The sequence below is a fragment of the Aliiroseovarius sp. B-4 genome, from assembly GCF_056857795.1.
Window position 1 is genome coordinate 138572 of record NZ_JBSXNV010000037.1, and the last position, 23614, is coordinate 162185.

Genomic DNA, 23614 nt, shown 5'->3' on the forward strand with positions numbered 1-23614 from the left:
CTCCTTGCGTGTTGCGGTTTCTGACAGGTCAACGCGGCACGGATGGATTGGTTCCGATATCTTGCATGAATCTTGCACCAGATGACAGAGCAGCCTATTTCACCTGCCGCGGCATAACCGCCTTGTAGGTCACGCTGTTGGTGTCTTCATGCCACTGCGCGATTGCATGAAGATCGTGGGTATAGACTTGGCGCAGCCTTGCGCTGACGGGATCGGGTTGCGCCAAATGCCCAACATCCGCTGAAATCGACAGATTGGCCTGGTCGCCGTCTTCAAGAAGGCTGATCTGAATGTGCCGGGCACCGGAACGCGACAGGCGCGTCAGCTTCTCGACGAGCAGATAGCACAGCGCATAGGCACGGTTGAGGCGAAGCTCGACGTTTTGGTAAGTTTCTTCGAATTCGATGTTGGCAGAGACAATGCCTTCGTGTCGCATGCCCTGGATCAGTTTGCTGATAACCTGACCAACCGGCAATACAGGTGCGTCGACCGAACGGTGCATGGCGTTGTGCACAAGATTTATCACGCGGATACGGGCCGCCAAACGGTGAACCAGTTGTCGTTCTTCTGGTGTGTTGGCGTCACTTTCGTAAAGGCGCAAGATCGACTGGATGATTTGAAGGTTGTTTCCAACGCGATGAAAAATCTCGCGCTGAAGGGTGTTGGCATTGTGTAGCCGGTTCTGCGCTTCCGCCTCTTCGTGCAGCAGTTGATCTGATAATACAGAAAACTCGGCCTGCATGGCTGCCGTTTCGTCCGTGGCCCAGCGGCTAAGCCCAACCTTTGGAAGATTGCGATCCTGCCGGAAGGCACGCATATCGCGGGTCAGACGCGTGATGTCGTTCAATGCCATTTTGCGGATCAGCAGATCGGCCAACAACAGGCTGAGAGTAAGAAACAACAGTGGGACAAAGCCTGCATAGACGACGGTTAGCCAGAACGGCGGCGCAGCAACACCTGGGGCCAGCGTGGCAATCAAACGCAGATCGAAGGCAGAGACCGGAAGAACGGCCACATCGCGGTCTGATCTGCCGCTCAAGATGTCGCGGGCATTGGGGGCAAGAAGGTTGCCAAGGTCCTGATACACGGCCCGGTCAGACCCCATTGCAGTATCCGGGGTTCTGCTGACGAACATGTACCCCGTCGCCACATCGGGCAGGTCCACTTTCGGAATCTTGGCCCTGATGGCAACGATGTGGTCCGCAACCATATTTGTGGCAAGAATATCGCGGTCGGTCATCGTGACCCGTGGGGATTGTGCAACCGGAGGTGACGCAACATCCGTCGCTACACCAGACCGCTGCATGGCTTGTGCACACAGCGGTTGCCCGTCCATGTTATAAATCCCCACAGCCTCGATCGGAAAATTTGCCTGTAGGATGGCGTCGATCACCCTGTCGCACTCGCCACCACCGGGCAGACCGCGACTGGTCAATTCGCTGAGAAGGTCAAGAAGAAGATCGGCCTGAATCAGGGTCGACGTCACGGGCGCAAAGGCGCTTTCCACAGCATCGAGCGCGGCAATCTCGCGCGCTTGGTGGCGGTCTGACTGGATGGTATATTGATAGTAGCTGGCCAGCACCGCAATCGGTGCCATGACGATCAGATAAACCGCAACGAAGCGGCTTTGAAGTGAGCTTAGCAAGATGCTGCGGTCGCGGGTCACATGTGTCCTGATTGATTGACGATTGAAAGGGTTTGGCTGTCAGTCAGCTCCGTTGGTTTGTCGTCATCCAGATCCATAAGCCGGGCCAGCTCTTTTCGGGCGCGATTGGTGCGCGACTTCATTGTCCCGATGGCGACTTCGCAGGCATCGGCCGCTTCTTCATACGACAGGCCCAACGCGCCGATCAGTGTCAGCGCTTCACGATGCTCGGCTTTCAGTTGTTGAAACGCTACCTTGAACTCGGTCATCTGCATGTGGCCGTCGTGATCGGGCTTCACTGACAGGGCGCCGACAATTTCGCCTTCCGGGTCTTCAGCTTCGCGCACTGCTTTTCGGCGTTCCGAATAGAACGTGTTGCGCAGGATGGTAAACATCCAGGCCCGCAGGTTGGTGCCGGTTCTGAACTTGTCGAAATTGCCGATAGCTTTGACCAGGCATTCCTGAACAAGGTCGTCCGCGCGGACGGCATCTTTGGTCAGGCTGCGGGCAAAAGCGCGCAATGCGGGAATATGCTCCAGCACAGCATCACGGGGATCAGGGGATGTCATTTCTCTGACTCCTCCGAGGATCTATCGGGGGCTGTTTCCTTTAACTTCGCCAGCAAATCCCTGAACCGATCCGGCACGCCTTCGTCCAGCGTTTCGCTGAACGCCTTCTTGAGGTTCTCGTCGATCAGATCCTGTGATCGTTTTTTGTTGGCGTTGTCAGCGGACATTGTTTTCACTCTGTTATCTCGGTTTATACCGGCTTAACATAGGCACAACGATCAAAACACCAACGGGTTCCCGATCCGGGGAAATAAAGTTCGAAAAGACAGGCAAAGGTGAACAAATGGATCACATCGCGACACATATTCCTTATCTGCGCCGCTATGCCCGTGCATTGACCGGCAGCCAACCGACAGGCGACGCTTACGCGGCTGCCGTCCTGGAGGCGATGATTGCAGACCCGGATACCATCCCGGATCAAAAGGACACGCGGGTGGCGCTGTATCGGCTGTTTCACGCCATCTGGCAAAGCTCGGGTGCGCCCGTTTCTGATGCGGATCGCGGGGCAGCTGCGCAAGCCCAGAAACGTCTGGCAAAGCTGACCGAAAATTCCCGCGAGGCCGTGTTGCTGAACGCGTTGGAAGATTTCTCGGCGGAAGATGTCGCCAGGATCATTGGCGTTGAACCCGCTGAAGCCGAGGCTTTGATCCGCATCGGCCAGACCGAGCTGGCCAAGGCCGCACGTGGTGCCGTGATGATTATCGAGGACGAACCTATCATCTCGATGGACCTTGAAGGGATCGTATCCGACGCTGGTCACGGTGTCTTTGGTGTGGCGCAAACACGCGATGAAGCGGTCGAGATCGGCACAGACGGGCGCCCTGATCTGATCCTTGCGGATATTCAGCTGGCCGACGAAAGTTCGGGCATTGATGCTGTGAACGACTTGCTTGCTGCACACGGAGATGTTCCAGTGATCTTCATCACCGCGTTTCCGGAACGGCTGCTGACCGGAGAGCGGCCCGAACCTGCGTTCCTGATCACCAAACCGTTCCGCGCCGAGCAAGTGTTGTCCGCCATTTCACAGGCGATGTTCTTTTCCTCGACCGAAACGCTGACATAGCGGTTCGCGGGCGGCCACCGGGTCAGGGCGCTTCGGCCCCGGCCGGCTCGTTTCCTGAGGATTTCTGTACCGCGCGGTGGGCATAGATCAGGATGACGCTGCCCAGCACCGCTGCAATCAACGAGGCCAGCAGGACCGCAAGTTTGACCGATTCCAGTTGGGATCCCGCGAAGGCCGAATTTGCGATGAAAATCGACATGGTAAAACCAACCCCGGCCAGACAACCGGCGCCCAGAACTTGTGCCATGTTGATTTCCGACGACAGGCGACCGATGCCGAGTTTTGCGGCGACATAGACGAACAGGAAGATACCCAACGGTTTGCCCACAACCAGTCCGAGGATCGCACCAAGACTTTCGGGAGCCGTGAAATTCACGCTGCTGGCAGTGATCAAAAGCCCGGTGTTGAAGAACGCAAACAGCGGCAGGACAAGGAAATTGATCCAGTTCTCCAGTGCATGGCGCACATGAACGCCTGGCGCACCAAGCCGGTCCATAATCGTCTGCAATTGCATGAAAGTCGGGGCGGCGACGATGTTTTCCGATCCGATCTGTTTGTCACGTTCGAACAGCTTTGCGGTCTGGGCTGCCACCGCGGCCCGGTTGGCTTTTGCGCGACTGGGCAAGGCAACGGCCGTCAGCACACCGGCCAGTGTTGCATGCAGACCGCTTTCATGGATGAAATACCACAGAACAACGCCAAGGATCAGATAAGGTGCACGCCAATAGATCTTGCCGATGTTCATCGCCATCATTGCAGCGAAGATAACACATGCCGCGATGAATGCTGCAAGTTGGAAGCCGTGTCCATAGAAGGCAGCGATCACCAGGATTGCGCCAAGGTCATCTACGATGGCCAGTGCCGACACAAATATTTTCAGCGATGTTGGCACCCGGTTGCCCAGCAGGGCCAATATACCAAGAGTAAATGCGATGTCAGTTGCCATCGGGACCCCCCAGCCACGTACCTCTGGGGTGCCCCAATTCAACGCGGCATATATCCCGGCAGGCACCACCATGCCGCCCAATGCGGCAATGATGGGCATTGCAGCCGCCGAACGGTTTGACAGCTCGCCTTCAACAAACTCGTGCTTGATTTCGATCCCGACCAACAGGAAAAACAACGCCATCAGCGCGTCATTGATCCAACTCAACAAGCTGAGTTCCAACCGCCAACTTCCCGCAAACAGGCCGATCGTGGTGTTTCTGAGCGCATCGAAAAAGTCAAAGAATCCGACGTTGACGAAAAGCAACGCTGCGACCGTCGCGACGATCAACGTCATCCCGGCGGACGCGGCCCAATCAATAAAACGAAATGCAGCAACCTCAAGCCGGACACCCAGCGGACGCTCGATCGCTTCCAGCAGGGCTACTTCGTCCCAAACACCTTGATACAGGGTTCCGTCGATAAACAGATAGGGCGCCGAGGGTGGAACCTCTTTCGACAACGAGTTGCGGTCATGTTGGATGCGTTCGGCGACGTCTGGTGCATCAAGGTCAGCCTCGAACCGGGCCAGGTCCAACCCCAGTTTGTCGGCCAGTTTTCCGACGGACGCGCGTGTATATTTCGGAGGCGCTTCAAACAACGCAGTGACCATGTCGAAGAATCGGTCCTGTTGCCCGGCAGCGATGGCAGCCCGCGCTGCAATGTCGGCCCGCTTGTCCCCTTCAGGGTAGGTGAAGCGGACGGCAACCGTGACCTGATCAGGGGACAATCGGTCGGCCAGCCGCAGAATGATGTCCCGAAGGCGCCGTGTGGGTTTGTCGGTAAAGTCGACAAACCAGACCAGTCTGCGGGCGGCGGTTTCATTGCCGATGACGAAATCGTGGGTGGGGTCGTAATCCTTGTTCAGCACCATCGCTTTGCCTGCATCCTAAAATGGTGAAACACCTTTTTGCGAAAAACCAATCAGCCAGGTGCGTTAATCCAAGCTGCGAGGGCCAAACAGCAACCAGACGAGGAAGCCAAGGATCGGCAGCAACAGGATAATGACCGTCCAAAGCACCTTGGAAAGCGACGATGAACGAGAGCACAGGATACTGTATATGGCATATATATCAAGGGCTAAGACGATTGCTCCGCCCAGGCTCATGGTCATGTTGTTCATCTGTCCGCCTTTCCATGTCGATGCGATGGTTTTTGACTGCCACCCTGTGGTGGCATCATCGCGTCGATGATTTTGTCAGTCCAAGTCAGTCCAAGTTAGTCGATTTCACGATGAACCTGACCCCATGCCAGCATCGCAAAGATAGCGGTGCCCCCCACCACATTGCCCGCCAAGACCGGCAAGAAGAAGCCAAACACGGCCTGTCGCAGTTCGAGCCCGCCGGTAACGATCAGATACGCCATTTCCACCGAGCCGGCGACGATGTGGGTGAAATCCCCGGCCGCGATCAACCATGTGAACAGAACGATGATCGACACCGAGGATGCGCCAGCCTCGGGCAACATCCAGACGATAGCGGCCACTAGAATCCCTGCCGGAATTGCCCGGGCAAAACTTTCGGCGGCCGGCATACCGGTGGCGTGGCGTGAAAGCTGTTCGATTGCAGGCAGGATCTCGGCTGAGATGGCGCCACTGTAAGCGTAGAACGTTGCGATTGCAAAGGCACCAACGGTGTTGGCAAACAGAACGATCGACCACAAAACAATGATGCGGTTGAACACGGACCAACTGGGGCTGTGCAGAAAGGGCAGAACCGTCGTAATGGTGTTTTCCGTGAACAATTGCATCCGCCCGATGATCACCATCACGAATCCCAGAGAGTAGCCAAGGTTCTCGATCAGATAGCTGTAAGTTGTGTCGGGCAGATAGGTCCGCAAAACCGCCTCGCCCAAAACAGAAAAACTGATGACGATCCCGGCGGACACGCCAGACCAGAACAGCGATCCATTGCTGCGGTCCAGTTCTTCTTCTCCGTCGCGCCGGATCACCTCGTAAACAGTTTTGGCCGTCAGCTTGCTGGCATCCTCGATGGCCTGTTCTTCTTGGATTTCTTCTTCGGTCATGTGTCAGCTGTCCAATAGGTTGCTGTCTTTGTCGCCTTCGACCTGCACCTGCATCTGCGGTTCCAGGTTGTCCACCTCGTTCGACAGATCTTCGTCCATCACCGTGCGTTCAGGTTCGCGTTTGGGCTCTGGTTTCGAGGCGATGTTCGGCTTGTCGGTGTCGGGGGTTGACGCAGATGCCAGCGGAATGCCCTCCGGGAAGATGATCTCTCGGGCTTCATCGGGCATACTGATGCCAGCGTCGATCAGGGCCTTCATCACGCGCCGGATAAGGACCGATTTCAGTTTCAGAGGTGAAATGGCTTCCCCGTCAAACCAATAGTAGATCTTTATGATTACCGTGGACGCGCCCAGCGTATCTGCCAGAACCATCGGCTCCGGGTCGGTCGAAATCGCGTCATGTTCTGACAGTACTCGCAGAATGATCTTCTGTACATCGCTGATCGAAGCGTCATAGCCAATGCCCACCTCGAACGATCCGCGGCGGCTGGGGCTGGCCGAGAAGTTTTCGATTGTCGCCTTGAAAACGGCGGCGTTGGGGATCTGAATGTGGTTTCCTTCGGGTGAAACCAGAACCGTGCTACGGGTGTTCATACTATGCACGACGCCTTGGTGCCCGGCCACATCGACAAAGTCGCCGCGCCGGAAAGGTTGGCGCAGGCTGAGCAGAAGGCTGGCCAGAAAATTTTCGGCAATGTCGCGAAATGCAAAACCGATGACGATCCCGATCACGCCGGCACCGCCAAGGACCGAAATCGCAAGCTGCGTCAGCCCGGCGATCTGTAGCACGATATACAGCCCCACAAGAAACACCGGCAAAGCGATGAACCGCGCGGTCACGTCGCGCAGGAAAGGGGACCCCAGCCGTTCTTTCAATGCCCACCGGGCCAGTCGCGCAACACCTGCTGATAGGAACAGCGCCAAGGGCAGGATCAGAAGCGCCAACAGGATCAGTGGGGCGGCTGCGACCGTTTTATCCCAAAGGCTGCGCAGCTCTGAAATTGCCGGATCAATCGAGAAGTCGGCATCTTGCGCTACGGTCAGCCGATTGACGACCGCAACCACGCCATCGGTTTTCGCCGCAAGATCGCGCGCCCAGTCCTGCCGCTTGGACGATGCCGCTGTACCATCCAGAAAGACAATCCCATCCTGCACGTCGACCTGAACCCCTTCATACCACCCGGTTGCCTTCAGGATGGCCTGAATGCGGGTGGCAATCTGGTCATCCCGCACGCTTTCGGTGACAGAGATGGTCTGATCCGTATCAACGATTTCGGTTTCGACCCCGACATCTATCCCGTCGTTGCTGGATTGGGCCAGCGCTGTCCCGACGGGCAATGATGTGGCCAGCAACAGGGCAAAGGCCATAACTCGAAAAATGTTCTTCCCCATGGCGTGTCCCAAAGTTACCTTCGATTGAAAACGCAGGATGACCCGAATGGTTCCAAAGGGCGATGTCTTTTTTTGTTGTTTGTGAGGGCAACGACGTAAGGTCCGGGTCGCTGTTGAGGTGGACTCCTCCGAACTGCGTCGAATGATATACATCAAGGAAAGTGGCCAAGATTATGAAATCATTCAAATACGTTCTATCCTGCCTATTCCTGACAAGCCTCGCAAGCCTCGCTCCCGCGCGCGCCGAACAGGTGGGCAACGTCGATGTCGACTGGCTGGGCAACGATATCATTATTGAAGCGATCAGAGACCCTGAAGTTGAGGGTGTAACTTGTCATGTCGCCTATTTTGAACGTGGGTTGGTCGATCGACTGTCCAACGGAAATTGGTTCGAGGACCCGTCAAACAGTGCAATATCTTGCCGTCAGACCGGCCCAATCGTGATCGGCGACATTGATCGCAGTGACGAAGGCGAGGACGTGTTCAGCCAGCGCATGTCGATCATCCTGAAAAGCCTGCGGGTGAAACGCATCTTCGACGAGGCCAATCAGGTGTTGATCTACATCGCTCACGCCCGCGAGGTGGAAAGCGGATCGGCGAAAATGTCGATCTCGACCGTGCCGCTCTACAATCCGTAATGACGCCAGACAGGTTTAGGAACACCTTTGCATTTCCCGGTTCATATCGCACACTGATCAGCAGTGTCCCTTTGCCAGTCTCACAGGTAGCCGAATGACATCATCCTCGTTTCCCACAGACCTTGTGCCCGTTCGCGGGTATGATTGGCCGCGCGCGCCAGCGACCAGTTCGTTGAAGGATGGTTATCGGCGGATGTGGGAAAAGTTGCGGGTGCTGGATGAGCGGAAAGCCGAATTGCTCCCAGATGATCTGGAGCGGGTGTCAGGATCAGTGGTCCCCGATGAGTTATGGGCCGCATTGCGCGTGCATCAGTTCGACCGTTTGGACAGCGTCTATTTGGATTGGACACGGCGCACTGACGGGCCACATTCCGTTTGCGCCTTTGTGACGATGCCCAGCGTGCCACAAGGTTTTCTTGCCGATTGGGCGGCTGATCGCGGGCTGGATCTGGTCGATGCGGCTGCGGTGCCAGCAGGGAAAGGTGCTTTGATCGTCCCCGACATTTCATCTCTGGTCCGGCGGACGCTGGAAGGGCGCGCGGCGATGCGGTCCTATTTGGCCGAGCTTGATGGCGCGTCGCGCAACGTGCTGTTGGGGGTGTCGAGCTGGACCTGGACCTATCTCGCGCAGACCTCCGCCATCGAGGCTGTCGTTTCAGATGCGCGTTGTTTTGCGCCGTTCAAAGACAAAGCCCTGGCGGAACTTATCCGCGCCTACATGGGCGACGAGGTGTTCAAATCCACCGAATCTGGCGATGAGATTTTGCCCGAAGGGGGCGACGGCGAAATCAAGGATCCGTATCTTAAAACCCTTGCCGCGCGGGCCTATGGCTGCCCTTGGGCTGCGATCAGACTGTTGGATGCGGCGGTGAACAGGGAAGCGGAAGCAGGCGGGGAAGGTGGCGAAGATGACCGCAATCCAGGTAACACGACCACCTGGTTGCAGGATCCAGCCTTGCCGCAACTGCCCGCGCGGATCGAGCGCATCGGCCATTTCATGTTACATGCGTTGCTGATCCATGGCCCACTCGTCGCAAAAGACTTGGCCACCGTGCTTCCGATGACATTGCCCGTCGGGCTTGCAGCAGCGTTGGGACGGCTTGGTCTGGTTGATGATGACGCGGGGAAGCTGTCAATTCGGCAAGCCGCTTATCCGCATGTGCGCCGTATCGTGTCCGAAGCCGGCCTGCCACTTGATCAGATATAGGATGTCGCGATGAATTCCGAGAATTATGATCTGACCAAATTGTTCAACGAAGTGTCCAGTTGGACCTTCGTGCAGACCGGGCTGGTCATTGTGCTAACTTCGCTGCTTTACCAGCTGTTGCGCTTTGTCGTGCCGCGTGTGGCCGAGCATTTGCCCGCACGGTTCCGTCTGCCGGCCCTGAACCTGATCCCGCTGGCGCGGCTTACTTTGTTCGTCGTCGCGGTGGTCTTGATCATTCCGATGGTTTTCAATGTCACGCTGAAGAATTTCGTGCTGGTGTTGGGCACCGTCGGTGTGGCGCTGGGGTTTGCCATCAAGGATTGGGCCACCAGCGCGGTGGCGGGCATCGTTGCTATTTTCGAACGTCCTTATCGCTCGGGTGACTGGATTCGCATCGGTGATGATTACGGCGAAGTGATTGATATCCACACGCGGTCCGTCAAAATTCGCACCGCCGACGACGACGTTGTCACCATTCCGCATTCCCGCATTTGGTCTGAAAATATCTCTAACGCCAATGACGGGGCGAAAACCCTGATGTGTATCGCTGAATTTATGGTCGCACCCGACAAGCCCACGGCTGGAATTATCGACATTCTGACGGATGTGGCGCACACCAGCCCCTATCTTGATTGGGCGCGGCCCGTGAAGGTGATCATGCACAACGAGGTTTATGCCACGCGCGTGCGGCTGAAAGCCTATCCGTTCGAATTGCGGGACCAGTTCAACTTTACAACTGACCTGACCGCGCGCGGGCGAGATGCGTTGATCAATGCCGATATCAAAATCGTTTCGACACCGGAATTTGGGGCAACGCAGTAAGGGCGTCTTACCCAAACTCGGGCTCCGAAAGGATTAATCGGGAACCAAACAAGCTTCCACACGTTCTTCTTTCAAGTGAAAGCAACAAAGGAGACATACCATGCTTGGTTGGTCCATCACGTTTCTCGTCGTCGCGCTGATTGCCGCGTTCCTTGGTTTTGGCGGCATTGCCGGTACGGCTGCGGGTATTGCCAAAATCCTTTTCTTCGTTTTCCTGATCCTGTTTGTGATCACGCTGTTCCGCCGCGCGGCCAGCTAGGTTGACCGGATGGAGAAACGCGCCCCGCATGGCCCGATGGTAACTCCCACGCCAGGCGGGGCGCGCATGTCCGAGACACATTTGATGATTGCCAATTCCCTTCGGAAGATGAGGGGCCAGTCTATAGGTACCGCGGGAGCAGGGGACCGAACTGATCAATGCCACAACGGAAACGGGTTGGTTCATGTCCTGTCCCTCAGTGCGTCCAAGACCGCAGATTCCCTGATTGATCCCAAGCTGGTGCTAAGCTGGCTTATGGGTGCTATCGGCGCGCCGGTGTTTCTGATCGGCGCACTTGTTCCGGTGCGCGAAGCCGGGGCATTGCTGCCGCAGTTATGGGTGGCCCGATGGGTGCAGACGCAGTCCATCCGAAAACGATTTTGGGCCATCGGGGCGGCCGTGCAGGGCGTAATGGCGGTCGGGATCGCGATGGTCGCCCTCAAGTTGGAGGGCGCATGGGCAGGATGGTTGATTTTGGCGGCTGTGGCGGTGCTCGCCATCAGTCGCTCGGTTGCGTCGACAACATATAAGGATGCGTTGGCACGGTCCGTTCCGCAAGGGAAGCGTGGTGCTGTGATTGGTGCTGCGGGAAGTATCGCGGCGACTTTCGGGTTTGCCTATGGGGCGTCGATGTCGTTTGGGGTGTTTGGCGGCGTTTCGGTCGAAGCTGTCGCGGGCTTTGTGTTTCTGGCCGGGCTTCTATTCATCGCCGCAGCTTTGATGTTCATGCAGCTTCAAGAAGATGCGACAACAGACGCCAAGGAAAACGCGCAAGCCTGGTCGGAGTTCTTTCAGCCGCTTTTCACAGATCGTTCCTTTCAGTTCTTTATTCTTGCCCGCAGTTTTCTGACCGCGACGGCCTTCGCGCCGCCGTTCATTGTCATGGTGACGGTGGGTGCGTCTGAAAGCAGCCTGACACGACTGGGTCCAATGGTGGTGGCGTCAGCCTTGGCGGCGTCAGCATCTGCGTTTCTCTGGGGTCGCCTGTCTGATAAATCCAGCCGTTTGTCGTTGATTTTGGCAGGCCTGATCGCATCGGGTGTTTACGCATTGACGGCGGGTGTGGTCCTGTGGGGCAGCGGGGCGTTGAACATGTGGTATGCGACGAGTCTGATGTTCGTGGCGCAGGTCGCTTATCAAGGTGTGCGGTCGGGCCGAAGCATTTTCCTGACCGATATGACACAGAACGATACGCGTCTGCGATACACCGCCCTGAGCAATACCGTGATTGGCATCGTCCTTCTGGCAGGTCTGGGGCTGGGGGGCGTAGCCCATTTTGCTGGTGCAGCGCACGCGCTTTTGCTGTGCGCGGTGATGGCGGCTATCGGTGCTGGGTTCGCCACGCGTCTGGCACGGACAGAATGCGATGGGGTGCCGCAATGACCGGCAACCAGGATAAAGACCCGGACAACCAGATCGCCGATATCGTGGAGACCATCCATGAGATACGAGATCAGAAGGAAACGTCGATCGAAGCGATGATTGATCACTTGGGCGTGGCATCGTTCACGCCGATCCTGCTTTTTGTCAGCCTTGTCATTGTCACGCCGCTCAGTGGCGTGCCAGGGCTGTCGTCGATCAGTGGAATGCTGATTGCGATGGTATCGGCACAATTGTTAATGGGGCGCGAAAGGCTTTGGTTGCCCGCCTTCATCCTGCGTCGCCATTTGCCGCGCCGCAAACTTGACACAGCATTGTCCCGCCTTGAGGGGCCATTAAAATGGGTGCAGGACGTCACCACGCGTCGGCTGGCGGTGCTGGCGACCCCGCCTTTTTCCTATCTGCTTTACACAATCTGCCTACTGTGCGGTGCCGCGATGCCGTTTCTTGAACTGGTGCCCATGACGTCGTCGCTGTTGGCGGCCGTCGTCGCGTTGCTGTCCATATCGCTGATCAGCAAGGATGGTGTGTTTGCCCTGTTGGGGTTGACCGGTCTGGCAACTACAGTGGCCATGGTGGCCACTATCGGGCAGTTGCTTGGCTAGAACGGGTCGCATGAAACTGCCCCAAGTCCGGCTTCTTTCGCAAACCAGGACCGCGTTATTTTCGGTCCAACGAAAGGCTCAACCGGACGGCCGTTCCGGGATTGCGCTGCTCGGTTTTCAGGTCTGCTGACAGAGTTTTAGCCATTTGGCGCAATATTTTACCGCCCAGACCTGAACCAAGCGCATCGGTTTGCCCATCGGTTATTCCGCGACCATCATCGGTGACGGTAATAGTGACGCCATCTGCCGTAACCCCACCCTGCAATGTGATGGTTCCCCTGTTCTCGCCAAAAGCATGTTGCATGGCGTTGGTGACAAGCTCTGCCACCATCATGCCCAACTGCGTGGCCGTGTCGATACCCACCTCAATCGGGTCGGCAGGAATATCACTTTCGAAGTCGATGCGATCCTCAAGATCGGTAACGGCCTTGCAGATTGTGGCGAGATGGGCAAACAGGTCAACCCGTTTGATGTCGGTCGGAGCCTCGGTCCCCTGTTCCATCGTGGCATATAATGTTTGCAGGGACTGGATGCGGTTCATCACGGCCAGCAGCCCTTCATTCTCGCCGCTCTCCCGGATCTGAAGCCGCGCGGACGAGTGGATAAGCGACAGGTGGTTCTTCAACCGGTGGTGCAGTTCGTTGATGGCGGTTTCGGATTGGCGCCGCGCTTCCAGCAGCGATTCAATGGGGCTGTCGTCGATCTGCATCAGGACGCCGGTGAACCGCTGTAGGGTGCCGGCATCGTCGTGGATGGGTTTAATCGAAAGCCGGTTCCAGAAGGTTGTGCCGTCTGCACGGGTGTTCAGAACATCAGCCGCAATCTCACGGCCTTTTTCAAGTGCGTCGTGGATGCGCGCGACTTCAGTCTGATCGGTTGCGGGGGTTTGCAACAGGCGGCAGTTTTTGCCGATCAACTGGTCCTGCGGGTATCCAGTCAGATCACAAAACAGATCATTCACGAAGACCAGCGGGTTGTCGGGCAAATTAGGGTCCGTCATGCACGCGGCGTAAGGCAGCTCCGACAGGTTTTCGCGCAGCCAGGAATCGTCATAGGTTTCGGACATCTAACGGCCTGCTCTTGTTGCTGTCGCTCAACAGCTCCGAGTGGGGTCGCTGAGAGCAGAAATTGATGACGGACAGGTGGTGCGCCTGAAGCTGAAGCGCGTTGTTCATGGTTGGCGGGTTGATGGGCGATGCCCGACATGGAAGTTGCCCCGGAACCCGTTGCAGCGTCAAGCGCGTGGTTGGGTTAGTCGGCGTGATCTGACGTGACGGAAGACGCCTCGGCCAAGGTTAGCTCACGCAAGCCCACCGTTCCGATCAAAACATCATCCTCCACCACCAGTGCGACATCAAGGTTCAGCCGGGTCAGCAAGCGGATCGCATAGCGCGCTTGCATATTTCCCGAAATGTTGATCGCTGGCTTTTCCATCACCTCGTATACACTGACCCGGGCGGGTGCGCGGTTCCTGGCAAAGACCTGTCGTGCGATCATGCTGATCGTCAGAACGCCAAACTCGTCATCAGGCGATCGTTTTTCAATCACCATCGTGTCTTGCCCGGAGGTTTCGAAAATTTGCAACGCTTCGGCAACCGATGCCAAACCATTGATGATATGGGGGTCCTGCCGCACGGCGTCGCGAACACGGGTTTCTTCCGGCTGATTCATAACTCGTCCTTTTCCAACGATGTTTTCAGGGCTTTGACCTGTGTTTCAAGGCCGATTGCGTCTTCGATGTCGATCTGGAAGACGACGCCGCGCCCCGGTTCCTGCAAAAACTCGCCCGCTGTGCAGATGGTTTCAAGAATGTTGGCGGCAAGGTGTTCTTCCACCAGGAATAGCGCCATATCCCGCTGTCCCGCGACCGTCAGGCCCAGAAAAGTTTTCTTCTTTTCCAGCCCTTCGCCGCGGACGCTGGTGATCACCGTGGCCCCGGTGGCTCCTGCGCTGCGGGCCGCGTCAACAATGACGTCCGTATAGGCATCCTGCGCCAGCGAGATAATCAGTTTGAACTTCATTCGATGTCCTCCGTTCTAGATTTTGGCGCGCGCGGTCGGTCCCGCCTTGCGTCTTTCCACTGCACCAATTGCGCATAGCCCATGACCGTGATCATGGGAAACAGGCTGGCCAAGGCAATCAAACCGAACCCGTCCAGCGCCGGGCTGCGGCCCGGAACGGTCGAGGCCAGCCCAAGCCCAAGGGCTGCCACCAACGGCACAGTTACCGTCGAGGTTGTGACCCCGCCGCTGTCATAGGCCAGTGGCACGATATTCTTTGGGGCAAAGATAGTCTGAACGATAACAACCGCATACCCCACGATCATATACATATAGAGCGGCGTTCCCGTAACGATCCGGTAGGTGCCGAACACCAGGCTGAGCGCGACGCCGACAGCAACTGCAATGCGAAGCCCCCATTCCTTGACCGTTCCCCCCGATACTTCGCGTGCTTTGATGGCCACCGCGATTAAAGACGGCTCGGCTATGGTCGTGGAAAAGCCGATGGCGAAGGCGAACAAATAGGTCCAGCCATGCGCGGTCCAGTCTGTGGGATCGCCCAGAAAGGCAGGGTCGGTCAGTTGACGGGCCATCGCTTCGCCCAGCGGGAACAGGGCTTCTTTCAGGCCGAACAGGAACAGGCCCAGTCCCAGAACCACATAGACCCCGCCCACCAACACGCTGCGCAGATGTGGCACCGGTTTTCGCAGAACGACCGCCTGAAAAAAGATCAACACGGCCAGGATGGGCAGCACATCCTTGATGGTCGCGATGAAGGTGGCCAGCAGTTCTTCAATCATTGCATCGCCCCCACGATCCCAAAGCCAAGCACAAAGACGATTGGCAGCAGGCTGGCGAACGCGACCAGCCCGAACCCGTCAATCATCGGGTTGCGGCCCTTGATGACGCTGGCCAGCCCCACACCCAGCGCGGTGGTCAGTGGCACAGTCACGGTCGAGGTTGTCACCCCGCCGCTGTCATAGGCGATGCCGATGATCTCGGCCGGGGCGAAGGCGGTCATGATCACGACAAGAACATAGCCCCCGATGATCAGGTAATGAATTGGCCAGCCCAGCAATATCCGCATGACACCGATGACAAGGGACGACCCCACCGCCGCCGCGACGGTATATCGCAACGCATTGGCATAGCTGACCTGTTCGGCCTTGCTGGCGCCAACGGCACCAATGTCGGACATGACCCGCGCGGCTTCGCGACTGACGGCTATCAAGGCAGGTTCTGCCACGGTCGTGCCAAATCCCAACGCGAAGGCGAAGGTCAAAAGCCAGAACAGACTGCCCTTGTTGGCGAAGGCGTCGGCTAGGGATTCCCCGATGGGAAACAAGGCAAGCTCTAACCCCCGGATGAAGATTGCCAGCCCTGCCATGACAAACAGAAGTCCGATCAGCTTTTCACCGACATCATCCATGGGTTGTCTGAGGATCAGAAACTGAAACACGGCCACAACCCCGACTATCGGGGCCAGGTCGCGTGCCGTTCCAAGCGTCAGAAGTGCTAGTGATTTAATCTCGTCCAGCAACGGGTTCCTGCCATTTGGATGGTTCAAACAGGCGGACCTGTCAGGCCGCGACCTCTGTCACCGTGTCATGTCAGCCCGATACTAGAAGCAAGCCCGGCAGCATACAATTCTGTTCTCGCCCTGATTGCGGTTTGACAATCTGGCATTGCTTGATGCTGGTATCTAAGCCTTTTGCGAAAATGGGTCTTTTGCCGTGTGCAATCTGAGGTGCCGCATGAAGGCACGTGTGACGCCTGAGGTGGGCCTGTCGTCTGACGACACGAAATAGCTGCGATACTCGATCTGCGAGTCAAAGGGGCGAAAGACGACATCGTCGGCACGGTATTGCACGATGGGGAAGGGGTTCACGATGGTCAACCCCAGCCCTTCCTTCGCCAAATCCACCGCCGCGAACGAGGTCGATGCCTCGGCAACAATGCGCGGCGTGCTGCGGTGGGCTTGCAGCACTTTGTCAAGTTGTGCGCGCCGGGCGTGGCGATGCGTCAGGGCCACCAACGCCTGTTCATGCAGGTCGGTGGGATGGATGATCGACCTGTCTGCCAACGGGTGATCATGCGGCATGGCGCAGACCGCGGTTGCAGACCGATAGGGGGTCAGTTTGACACCGTTGCGCGACAGCTCGACACCGCTGACCCCCAAATCAAACCGTCGATCCAGGATGCCGCGAATGACGTCTTCGGACGGGGCAACTTCAAGGCTGACATAAAAATGCGGGTTTGTTTTCAAGAAGGTGGCAATGTGATGCACCAGGAAACGGTGGGCATAGGTAGGCGGCGCAATAAGGCGCAAGGTCTCGCGCGCCATTTCAGGCGGGCCGTCGATCCGGTCCAGCGCTTCGAACAATGGATCCAGCCGTCGATTCATCTGCACCGCCTCGCTGGTGGGGCGCAGGCGCCCGCCCTCACGTTCAAACAGGATCCGACCGGTGCGGGCTTCCAGACTGGCAATGGAGCGGCTGATGGCAGATTGCGACAAGCCCAGCCTGACCGCCGCTTTCGACGTTGTGCCGCTTTCCATCAAGGCGCGGAGGGCCTGATATTCAGGCAAACTGTGCCAGGATTTGGTCGGCATTGTGCTCTCTCTTCATAAGTGTAATCACTCTATGAGAAAATATCATGAATATTTCTCTCGTCTATGAGGAAACCTGACATAAGCTGGCGCGGTGTTGCCTTGGGGAGATCACACGTGACCAGCCAAACCATGCCTTTGGTATTCGATGGGCACAATGACGTCTTGTTGAAGCTCTATCGGGCTGGCGGTAAAGCGGCTGCGCCAACCTTTCTGACCGGACGTGATGGCGCGATAGATGTGCTGCGCGCGCGGGCGGGTGGTTTCGGGGGTGGCTTCTTCGCCGTCTACATTCCATCGTCCGTCGACATGGATTTCAAGATGCAGGAAATGGCGAAGGCGAAATATGACCTGCCATTGCCTGACCCCATTGACTGGGAAGACGCGTTGCCCGTTGCAATGTCTCAGATAGCGATCCTGTTTGACCTTCAGGATCGTGGCGCGCTGACCGTCTGCCGGACAGCGGCGCAAATTCGCAAGACGCTCGAAGCTGGGCATATTGCCGCCATTTTTCACATCGAAGGTGCCGAGGCGATTGACGCGGAACTGAACACGCTTGAAGTTTTGTATCAGGCAGGGTTGCGCTCGATCGGCCCGGTATGGAGCCGGTCAACCATTTTCGGATATGGTGTCCCGTTTCGGTACCCCAGCACCCCAGATATTGGGGACGGGTTGACCGATCATGGCCTTCGCCTGATCCGTCGGTGCAATGAGCTTGGCATCATGATAGACTTGTCTCACCTGAACGAGGCGGGGTTCTGGGATGTCGCACGTCATTCGGCCAAGCCGTTGGTGGCGACCCACTCGAACGCTCATGCGATCTGTCCGCACAGTCGCAATCTGACGGACAAACAACTGGCTGCAATCCGCGAAAGCGATGGCATGGTCGGGCTGAACTTTGCAGTGGCCTTTCTGCGCGATGACGGGCGGATGCTACCTGATGTGCCGCTGACACAGATGCTGCGTCACCTTGATCATCTGATCGAACAACTGGGCGAGGATCGCGTCGGTTTGGGGTCGGACTATGATGGGGCGGTCGTGCCGCAAGATATAACAACTTGTGCCGGTCTGCCGAAGCTTCGGCAGGCCATGGCGCAACACGGATATGGCGAGGCGTTGATTGCCAAGCTTTGCCATGAAAACTGGCTGCGTGTGCTGGAAATAACATGGGGGGAATAGCCCCAACCTGCATGCAGCCCAAACGATAACTGAACAGGAGAGGTTCAAACATGAATACCATCAACAGATTGCTGACAAGTGCCGCGATAGGACTTGCTGTGGGGGTGTCGTCCTTCGCAGCCTATGCCGAAACGCCCGCCAATATGCTGGTCATCGCCAACCGTATTGACGATGTGACCACGCTGGATCCGGCAGAAAGCTTTGAATTCGCAGGCTCGGACATCAGCCGCAATGTCTATGGCCGACTGGTCACTCTCGATCCGCTCGATCTTGCTGCGGGCTATAAACCTGACCTGGCCGAAAGCTGGGAGGTCAGTGAAGACGGCAAGACAATCACCTTCACCATGCGCGAAGGTGTCACCTTCCATTCCGGCAACCCGGTGCGCGCCGAAGATGCGGCGTTTTCACTGCAACGGGCTGTTATTCTGAACAAGACCCCTGCGTTCATCCTGACCCAATTCGGCTTCACCCCGGAAAACGCAACCGAGACAATCCGGGCCGAAGGCAACAAATTGATCATCACGACCGACAAGCAATACGCGACATCGTTTGTGTTGAACTGTCTGACAGCCACTATTGGTGGGATTGTCGACAAGGAAACGGTGATGGCCAACGAAGTCGATGGCGACATGGGCAACACCTGGCTGAAAACCAATTCCGCAGGGTCGGGGCCGTATATGCTCGATAGCTGGAAGCCGAATGAAAGTGTGACGCTGACCTCGAACCCCGATTACTATGGCGGAGCGCCGGCGATGGAGCGGGTGATCGTGCGCCATGTTCTGGAAAGTGCTTCTCAGCGCCTTCTGCTGGAACGCGGTGATATCGACATCGCCCGCAACCTGAACCCGGAGGACATTGCAGGTGTGATGGAAGCGGGTGGTATCAAAGTCGAAGACGAGCTGAAGGGCCGTCTGATGTATCTGTCGCTGAACCAGAAACACCCGGAGCTGTCCAAGCCCGAAGTCCGTCAGGCGTTCAAATACCTGATCGACTATGAAGGAATGAAGAACAGCTTTCTGAAGGGGCAATATACGATCCATCAGAACTTCTTGCCGGCAACCTATCTGGGCGCTTCCGAGGAAAATCCCTTCTCGCTGAATATCGAGAAGGCCAAGGAGTTGCTGGCGGCGGCTGGCGTGGAAGGGCTGGAAATCGAAACTGGCGTGCGCGAGGCGCAGGAAAGGATCGAGATCGCACAATCCCTGCAAAACACATTGGCTCAAGCCGGGATTACGCTGAATATCACTGTCGGCACGGCGAAACAGATCCTTGCACGGTATCGCGCGCGCGAATTGGACATGTATCTGGGGGCTTGGGGGCCGGACTATCCTGACCCGCAAACCAACGCGGGCACCTTTGCCTATAATCCCGACAACAGTGACGAAGCGCAAGCCACCGGCCTTCTGGCCTGGCGGAACGCCTGGGATACCGGCGGGCTGACACCGAAAGTCGAGGCAGCCGTGACCGAGGGGGATCGCGACAAGCGGATCCAGATGTATCAGGACATTCAGGCCGAGTTCCGCGAGATTTCGCCCTTTGCGATCATGTTCCAGCAGATCGAACAGTCTGCATTGCGTGACAACGTGATGAACTGGTCCACCGGCCAGGCTGTGACCTCTGCCGCCTATTGGCAGGTCACAAAGTAAATGGCCCTGACCGAAGACAATCACGAGAGGCGCCCGCCAAGGGCGCCTCTTTCCGCCAGTATTTGGCCAGTGGCACGCACCACGGTTCGAACACTGGGGTCAATAGCGGTGACGCTGTTGGGGCTGCTGTTCGTGACCTTCATCATCGGACGGGTTATGCCGATTGATCCGGTGCTGGCCATCGTTGGTGAACGCGCTTCGCAGTCAACCTATGACGCTGTTTATCAGCAGCTTGGATTGGACAAGCCACTGATCGTGCAGTTCTTCTATTACATCTGGGATGTGCTGCATCTGGATTTCGGCACCTCGCTGCTAAACGCGCGCCCGGTGTCCGAGGATATCGTCCGCGTCTTCCCCGCCACGCTGGAACTGGCAACGCTGGGCATCATTTTCGGGATTGTCCTGGGGGTGCCGTTGGGTGTGCTGGCAGCTGTGCGCAAGGGGTCCTGGATTGACCAGGTTGCCCGCGTGCTGGCCCTTGTCGGTTACTCCATGCCGATCTTCTGGCTGGGCCTCATGGGGCTGTTGATTTTTTATGGTATTCTTGGCTGGGTGGGCGGGCCTGGCAGAGTGGGCATCTTCTATGTCGACGTTGTGCCCAGCGTCACGGGCCTGATCCTTGTGGACGCCGCCCTGGATGGCAATTGGGATGTGTTCCGAAATGCGTTTTCGCACATCATCCTGCCAGCATCGCTGCTGGGCTATTACTCGCTGGCCTATATCAGCCGCATGACACGATCATTTATGCTGGAACAACTCAGCGCCGAATACGTCACCACGGCACGCGTCAAAGGCATGTCGGAATGGGACGTGGTCTGGAAACACGCCTTCAAGAACATCCGCGTGCAACTGATTACCGTGATCGCGCTGAGTTACGCGGGCCTTTTGGAAGGGTCCGTGCTGACCGAGATCATCTTCTCGTGGCCCGGTATCGGCAGCTACATCACCACGGCCCTTCTGTCCGCTGACATGAACGCCGTGCTGGGGGGCACTGTCGTGGTCGGGCTGATCTTCATCCTGCTCAATATCTTCTCAGACCTGCTCTACAAGGTCTTTGATCCACGCGCGAAATAGGCGGGACACTGTCGATGACCGAACAAACGCTGAAACAATGGCTGCTGACGGACACGCCAACGTCGCGCCGTCACGCGAAAATCTCGAATTTCTATCAAGGCTGGCTGTCCTTTCGCAGCAATACGATGGCGATGATCGGGTTGGGCATTCTGGTGGCGCTGGTGGTTATTGCCGCCGCCGCGCCGTGGCTCTCGCCTCATGACCCCTATGTGCAGGATCTGGGCAACCGGCTCGCCCCCCTGGGCACCGAGGGGCATATCTTCGGCACTGACAGTCTGGGGCGTGATATCCTGTCACGGCTGATCTATGGCGCACGGATCACGCTTTATATCGTGGCGCTGGTGGCGCTGATCGCCCCTGTTGCCGGGCTGTTGGTCGGTACAATCTCGGGCTATGCGGGCGGCTGGACTGATACGATCCTTATGCGCATCACTGACATTTTCCTGGCCTTCCCGCGCTTGGTCTTGGCGCTCGCCTTCGTGGCCGCGCTGGGCGCAGGGATCGAAAACGCGGTCTTGGCGATCTCGCTCACTGCGTGGCCACCTTACGCACGGATTGCCCGGGCCGAGACGCTGACGATCCGATCATCGGACTATATCAGCGCGATCAAGTTGCAGGGGGCAGGCGCTCTGAGGATCATTACCAAGCACATCTGGCCGCTTTGTATCTCGTCGCTGATAGTGCGGGTGACGCTGGACATGGCCGGGATCATTCTGGCTGCCGCTGGCCTTGGGTTCCTTGGCCTTGGTGCCCAGCCGCCCAGCCCGGAATGGGGCGCGATGATTTCCGAAGGGCGCCGGTTTATTCTGGATCATTGGTGGGTTGCCACCATGCCCGGCCTTGCCATCTTCACCGTGTCACTGGCCTTCAACCTTTTGGGCGACGGTCTGCGGGATGTTCTTGATCCGAAGGCAGGTGAATAATGACTGTGCTTCTCGACGTTGAAAATCTCTGGGTGAAATTTCCAACCCGTCAGGGCGTTTTTGACGCCGTGCGCGGTGTGTCCTTCGCGCTGGGGCGCGAGCGGTTGGGGATCGTGGGCGAAAGTGGCTCGGGCAAATCCATGACCGGCCGCGCCATCTTGCGGCTGATCCGCCCGCCGGGGATCGTCGAGGCGGATCACATCAACCTTGAAGGCGTCAACCTGCTGGACAAGACCGAGAAAGAGATGCGCGAGGTGCGCGGCCAGCGGATCAGCATGGTAATGCAGGATCCAAAATTCTCGCTCAATCCGGTGATGACTATTGGTGATCAGATCATCGAGGCCTATCGGTTACACAATTCGGTATCCAAGTCGGCGGCCTATAACAAGTCGCTTGAGATGCTCGAAGCCGTCTCGATTCGCGATTCCGAACGGGTGATGCGTGCCTATCCGCACGAAATGTCGGGCGGGATGGGTCAGCGAATTATGATTGCAATGATGTTGATCCCGAACCCCGAGATCCTGATCGCGGACGAACCGACCTCGGCGCTGGACGTATCGGTGCAGCGACAAGTGCTGGATATCATGGACAAGCTGGTTAAAGAACGCGGGATGGGCCTGATCTTCATCAGCCACGACCTGAACCTTGTTGCCGATTTCTGTGATCGCGTGCTGATCATGTATGCGGGCCGCATTGTCGAGGTCTGCGACGCGGACAAGCTGCACGATGCCAAACACCCTTATACGCGGGGACTTCTGAATTCTCTTCCCCGGCTGGATGCACCTCGCGAGCGCCTTGAGGTTCTGAAACGTGATCCGGCCTGGTCCGAGGCCCCAAGTGTGAGTGGACGCGTATGAAGATGTTGGAAGTTCAAGACCTGAACGTCTGGTTCGGCAGCCACCGCGACCGGGTGGATGCGGTCAAGCACGCCACGTTTGACGTGGCACAGGGCGAAAGTTTTGGCCTGGTCGGGGAAAGTGGGTCGGGGAAATCCACGATCCTGCGCGCCATCACCGGGCTGGCGCCAGATTGGTCAGGCAATATCATGGTCGAGGGGCAGGTCATCGGGCACAAACGGCCCAAGTCCTTCTTCAAGACGGTGCAGATGGTGTTTCAGGACCCCTATGCCTCGCTTCACCCGCGTCATTCAGTTGATCAGGTGCTGGGCGAGACGCTGCATTTGCATGGGTTCAAGGACATCGACGCGCGGGTTGTCCGGTTGTTGGACGATGTGGGGCTGGGACAAAAGTTTCGCTTCCGCTATCCGCACCAGCTGTCTGGCGGGCAACGTCAGCGGGTGGCGATTGCGCGCGCGCTGGCGCCGGAGCCTGACCTGCTGTTGCTGGATGAACCCACCTCGGCGTTGGATGTGTCTGTGCAGGCGGAAATTCTGAACCTTTTGGCGGATTTACGCACCGAACATAATCTGACCTATGTGATGGTGTCCCATGACCTGTCCGTCGTGGGTCACATGTGCGACCGGCTGGCAGTGATGAAGGATGGCGAGATCGTCGAGGTGCTGGATGTTGATGTCCTGAGACATATGAATGCCGAGCATCCGTATTCAAGGCAGTTGCTCGAAGCATCGCTTTGAC

General features: G+C 57.3%; 26 protein-coding genes. 13 read left to right on the top strand and 13 right to left on the bottom strand.

Annotation, left to right across the window (positions count from 1 at the left end; genetic code table 11):
* Positions 1–94: 94 nt before the first annotated feature.
* The 3 genes from AC13C8_RS10580 to AC13C8_RS10590 are packed head-to-tail and all read right to left on the bottom strand — an operon-like array spanning position 95 to position 2381.
* Positions 95–1666 (bottom strand): histidine kinase dimerization/phosphoacceptor domain -containing protein, encoded by a 1572-nt coding sequence (locus tag AC13C8_RS10580; RefSeq protein WP_482847272.1) that lies wholly within the window; start codon positions 1664–1666, stop codon positions 95–97.
* Positions 1663–2214 (bottom strand): RNA polymerase sigma factor, encoded by a 552-nt coding sequence (locus AC13C8_RS10585; RefSeq protein ID WP_482847273.1) that lies wholly within the window; start codon positions 2212–2214, stop codon positions 1663–1665. Before AC13C8_RS10585 ends, AC13C8_RS10580 begins: the two co-directional genes overlap by 4 nt.
* Positions 2211–2381: a NepR family anti-sigma factor gene (locus AC13C8_RS10590; RefSeq protein ID WP_143064332.1), complete on the bottom strand. Its 171-nt coding sequence runs from the start codon at positions 2379–2381 to the stop codon at positions 2211–2213. The genes AC13C8_RS10585 and AC13C8_RS10590 overlap by 4 nt, the downstream gene beginning before the upstream one ends.
* Before the next feature lie 116 nt (positions 2382–2497).
* Between AC13C8_RS10590 and AC13C8_RS10595 the strand changes: the two genes are divergently transcribed.
* Entirely contained in the window at positions 2498–3277 is a 780-nt protein-coding gene (locus AC13C8_RS10595) for a response regulator (protein ID WP_482847274.1), read from the top strand.
* Positions 3278–3299: 22 nt separating this feature from the next.
* On the opposite strand, the gene nhaA is transcribed toward AC13C8_RS10595, so the two are convergent.
* The 4 genes from nhaA to AC13C8_RS10615 form a co-directional block, all read right to left on the bottom strand.
* Positions 3300–5135, bottom strand: a complete 1836-nt coding sequence (nhaA, locus tag AC13C8_RS10600; RefSeq protein ID WP_482847275.1) for a Na+/H+ antiporter NhaA — start codon at positions 5133–5135, stop codon at positions 3300–3302.
* A 63-nt stretch (positions 5136–5198) separates the two neighbouring features.
* Positions 5199–5384: a PLD nuclease N-terminal domain-containing protein gene (locus tag AC13C8_RS10605; RefSeq protein ID WP_482847276.1), complete on the bottom strand. Its 186-nt coding sequence runs from the start codon at positions 5382–5384 to the stop codon at positions 5199–5201.
* A 95-nt stretch (positions 5385–5479) separates the two neighbouring features.
* Positions 5480–6286 carry a formate/nitrite transporter family protein gene (locus tag AC13C8_RS10610; protein WP_482847277.1) on the bottom strand — a complete coding sequence of 269 codons (807 nt, stop codon included), beginning with the start codon at positions 6284–6286 and terminating at the stop codon, positions 5480–5482.
* A 3-nt stretch (positions 6287–6289) separates the two neighbouring features.
* A complete protein-coding gene (locus AC13C8_RS10615; RefSeq protein WP_245744727.1) occupies positions 6290–7678 on the bottom strand; it encodes a mechanosensitive ion channel family protein in 1389 nt (462 codons plus the stop codon).
* A gap of 173 nt (positions 7679–7851) precedes the next feature.
* On the opposite strand from AC13C8_RS10615, the gene AC13C8_RS10620 reads away from it, so the two are divergent.
* The 6 genes from AC13C8_RS10620 to AC13C8_RS10645 all read left to right on the top strand — a co-directional run bounded on the left by AC13C8_RS10620 (position 7852) and on the right by AC13C8_RS10645 (position 12589).
* Positions 7852–8316, top strand: coding sequence for a CreA family protein (locus AC13C8_RS10620; protein WP_482847278.1), 465 nt, complete (start codon positions 7852–7854; stop codon positions 8314–8316).
* 94 nt (positions 8317–8410) lie between these two features.
* The gene (locus AC13C8_RS10625) at positions 8411–9523 is read left to right on the top strand and encodes a hypothetical protein (protein ID WP_091430785.1); all 1113 of its coding nucleotides are present in this window, start codon (positions 8411–8413) and stop codon (positions 9521–9523) included.
* A gap of 9 nt (positions 9524–9532) precedes the next feature.
* On the top strand, positions 9533–10345 hold the full coding sequence (locus AC13C8_RS10630; protein ID WP_482847279.1) for a mechanosensitive ion channel family protein: 813 nt from the start codon (positions 9533–9535) through the stop codon (positions 10343–10345).
* A gap of 100 nt (positions 10346–10445) precedes the next feature.
* A complete protein-coding gene (locus tag AC13C8_RS10635) occupies positions 10446–10604 on the top strand; it encodes a DUF1328 domain-containing protein (RefSeq protein ID WP_091430782.1) in 159 nt (52 codons plus the stop codon).
* A gap of 177 nt (positions 10605–10781) precedes the next feature.
* On the top strand, positions 10782–11987 hold the full coding sequence (locus AC13C8_RS10640) for an MFS transporter (RefSeq protein WP_482847280.1): 1206 nt from the start codon (positions 10782–10784) through the stop codon (positions 11985–11987).
* Positions 11984–12589 carry an exopolysaccharide biosynthesis protein gene (locus tag AC13C8_RS10645; protein WP_177179334.1) on the top strand — a complete coding sequence of 202 codons (606 nt, stop codon included), beginning with the start codon at positions 11984–11986 and terminating at the stop codon, positions 12587–12589. Before AC13C8_RS10640 ends, AC13C8_RS10645 begins: the two co-directional genes overlap by 4 nt.
* Positions 12590–12644: 55 nt before the next feature.
* Here the strand turns inward: AC13C8_RS10645 and AC13C8_RS10650 are convergent, their stop codons facing one another.
* The 6 genes from AC13C8_RS10650 to AC13C8_RS10675 form a co-directional block, all read right to left on the bottom strand.
* Positions 12645–13655: a PAS domain-containing protein gene (locus AC13C8_RS10650; RefSeq protein ID WP_482847281.1), complete on the bottom strand. Its 1011-nt coding sequence runs from the start codon at positions 13653–13655 to the stop codon at positions 12645–12647.
* Between the two features lie 185 nt (positions 13656–13840).
* Entirely contained in the window at positions 13841–14260 is a 420-nt protein-coding gene (locus tag AC13C8_RS10655; protein WP_091430775.1) for a CBS domain-containing protein, read from the bottom strand.
* On the bottom strand, positions 14257–14610 hold the full coding sequence (locus AC13C8_RS10660) for a P-II family nitrogen regulator (protein ID WP_091430774.1): 354 nt from the start codon (positions 14608–14610) through the stop codon (positions 14257–14259). Before AC13C8_RS10660 ends, AC13C8_RS10655 begins: the two co-directional genes overlap by 4 nt.
* Positions 14607–15389 (bottom strand): DUF1538 domain-containing protein, encoded by a 783-nt coding sequence (locus AC13C8_RS10665; protein WP_091430772.1) that lies wholly within the window; start codon positions 15387–15389, stop codon positions 14607–14609. The genes AC13C8_RS10660 and AC13C8_RS10665 overlap by 4 nt, the downstream gene beginning before the upstream one ends.
* Positions 15386–16129 (bottom strand): DUF1538 family protein, encoded by a 744-nt coding sequence (locus AC13C8_RS10670; RefSeq protein ID WP_482847282.1) that lies wholly within the window; start codon positions 16127–16129, stop codon positions 15386–15388. The genes AC13C8_RS10665 and AC13C8_RS10670 overlap by 4 nt, the downstream gene beginning before the upstream one ends.
* Before the next feature lie 162 nt (positions 16130–16291).
* The gene (locus AC13C8_RS10675; protein ID WP_091430770.1) at positions 16292–17200 is read right to left on the bottom strand and encodes a LysR family transcriptional regulator; all 909 of its coding nucleotides are present in this window, start codon (positions 17198–17200) and stop codon (positions 16292–16294) included.
* A 129-nt stretch (positions 17201–17329) separates the two neighbouring features.
* Here AC13C8_RS10675 and AC13C8_RS10680 point away from each other — a divergent pair, with 129 nt between their 5' ends.
* The 6 genes from AC13C8_RS10680 to AC13C8_RS10705 are packed head-to-tail and all read left to right on the top strand — an operon-like array spanning position 17330 to position 23613.
* Positions 17330–18376 (top strand): dipeptidase, encoded by a 1047-nt coding sequence (locus AC13C8_RS10680; RefSeq protein WP_482847309.1) that lies wholly within the window; start codon positions 17330–17332, stop codon positions 18374–18376.
* A 50-nt stretch (positions 18377–18426) separates the two neighbouring features.
* A complete protein-coding gene (locus tag AC13C8_RS10685) occupies positions 18427–20022 on the top strand; it encodes an ABC transporter substrate-binding protein (RefSeq protein ID WP_482847283.1) in 1596 nt (531 codons plus the stop codon).
* Entirely contained in the window at positions 20023–21096 is a 1074-nt protein-coding gene (locus AC13C8_RS10690; protein ID WP_091430764.1) for an ABC transporter permease, read from the top strand. It begins immediately after the preceding gene.
* Between the two features lie 14 nt (positions 21097–21110).
* A complete protein-coding gene (locus tag AC13C8_RS10695; protein WP_177179333.1) occupies positions 21111–22019 on the top strand; it encodes an ABC transporter permease in 909 nt (302 codons plus the stop codon).
* A complete protein-coding gene (locus AC13C8_RS10700; protein WP_091430761.1) occupies positions 22019–22876 on the top strand; it encodes an ABC transporter ATP-binding protein in 858 nt (285 codons plus the stop codon). Before AC13C8_RS10695 ends, AC13C8_RS10700 begins: the two co-directional genes overlap by 1 nt.
* Entirely contained in the window at positions 22873–23613 is a 741-nt protein-coding gene (locus tag AC13C8_RS10705) for an ABC transporter ATP-binding protein (protein WP_091430759.1), read from the top strand. The genes AC13C8_RS10700 and AC13C8_RS10705 overlap by 4 nt, the downstream gene beginning before the upstream one ends.
* Position 23614: the final 1 nt, after the last annotated feature.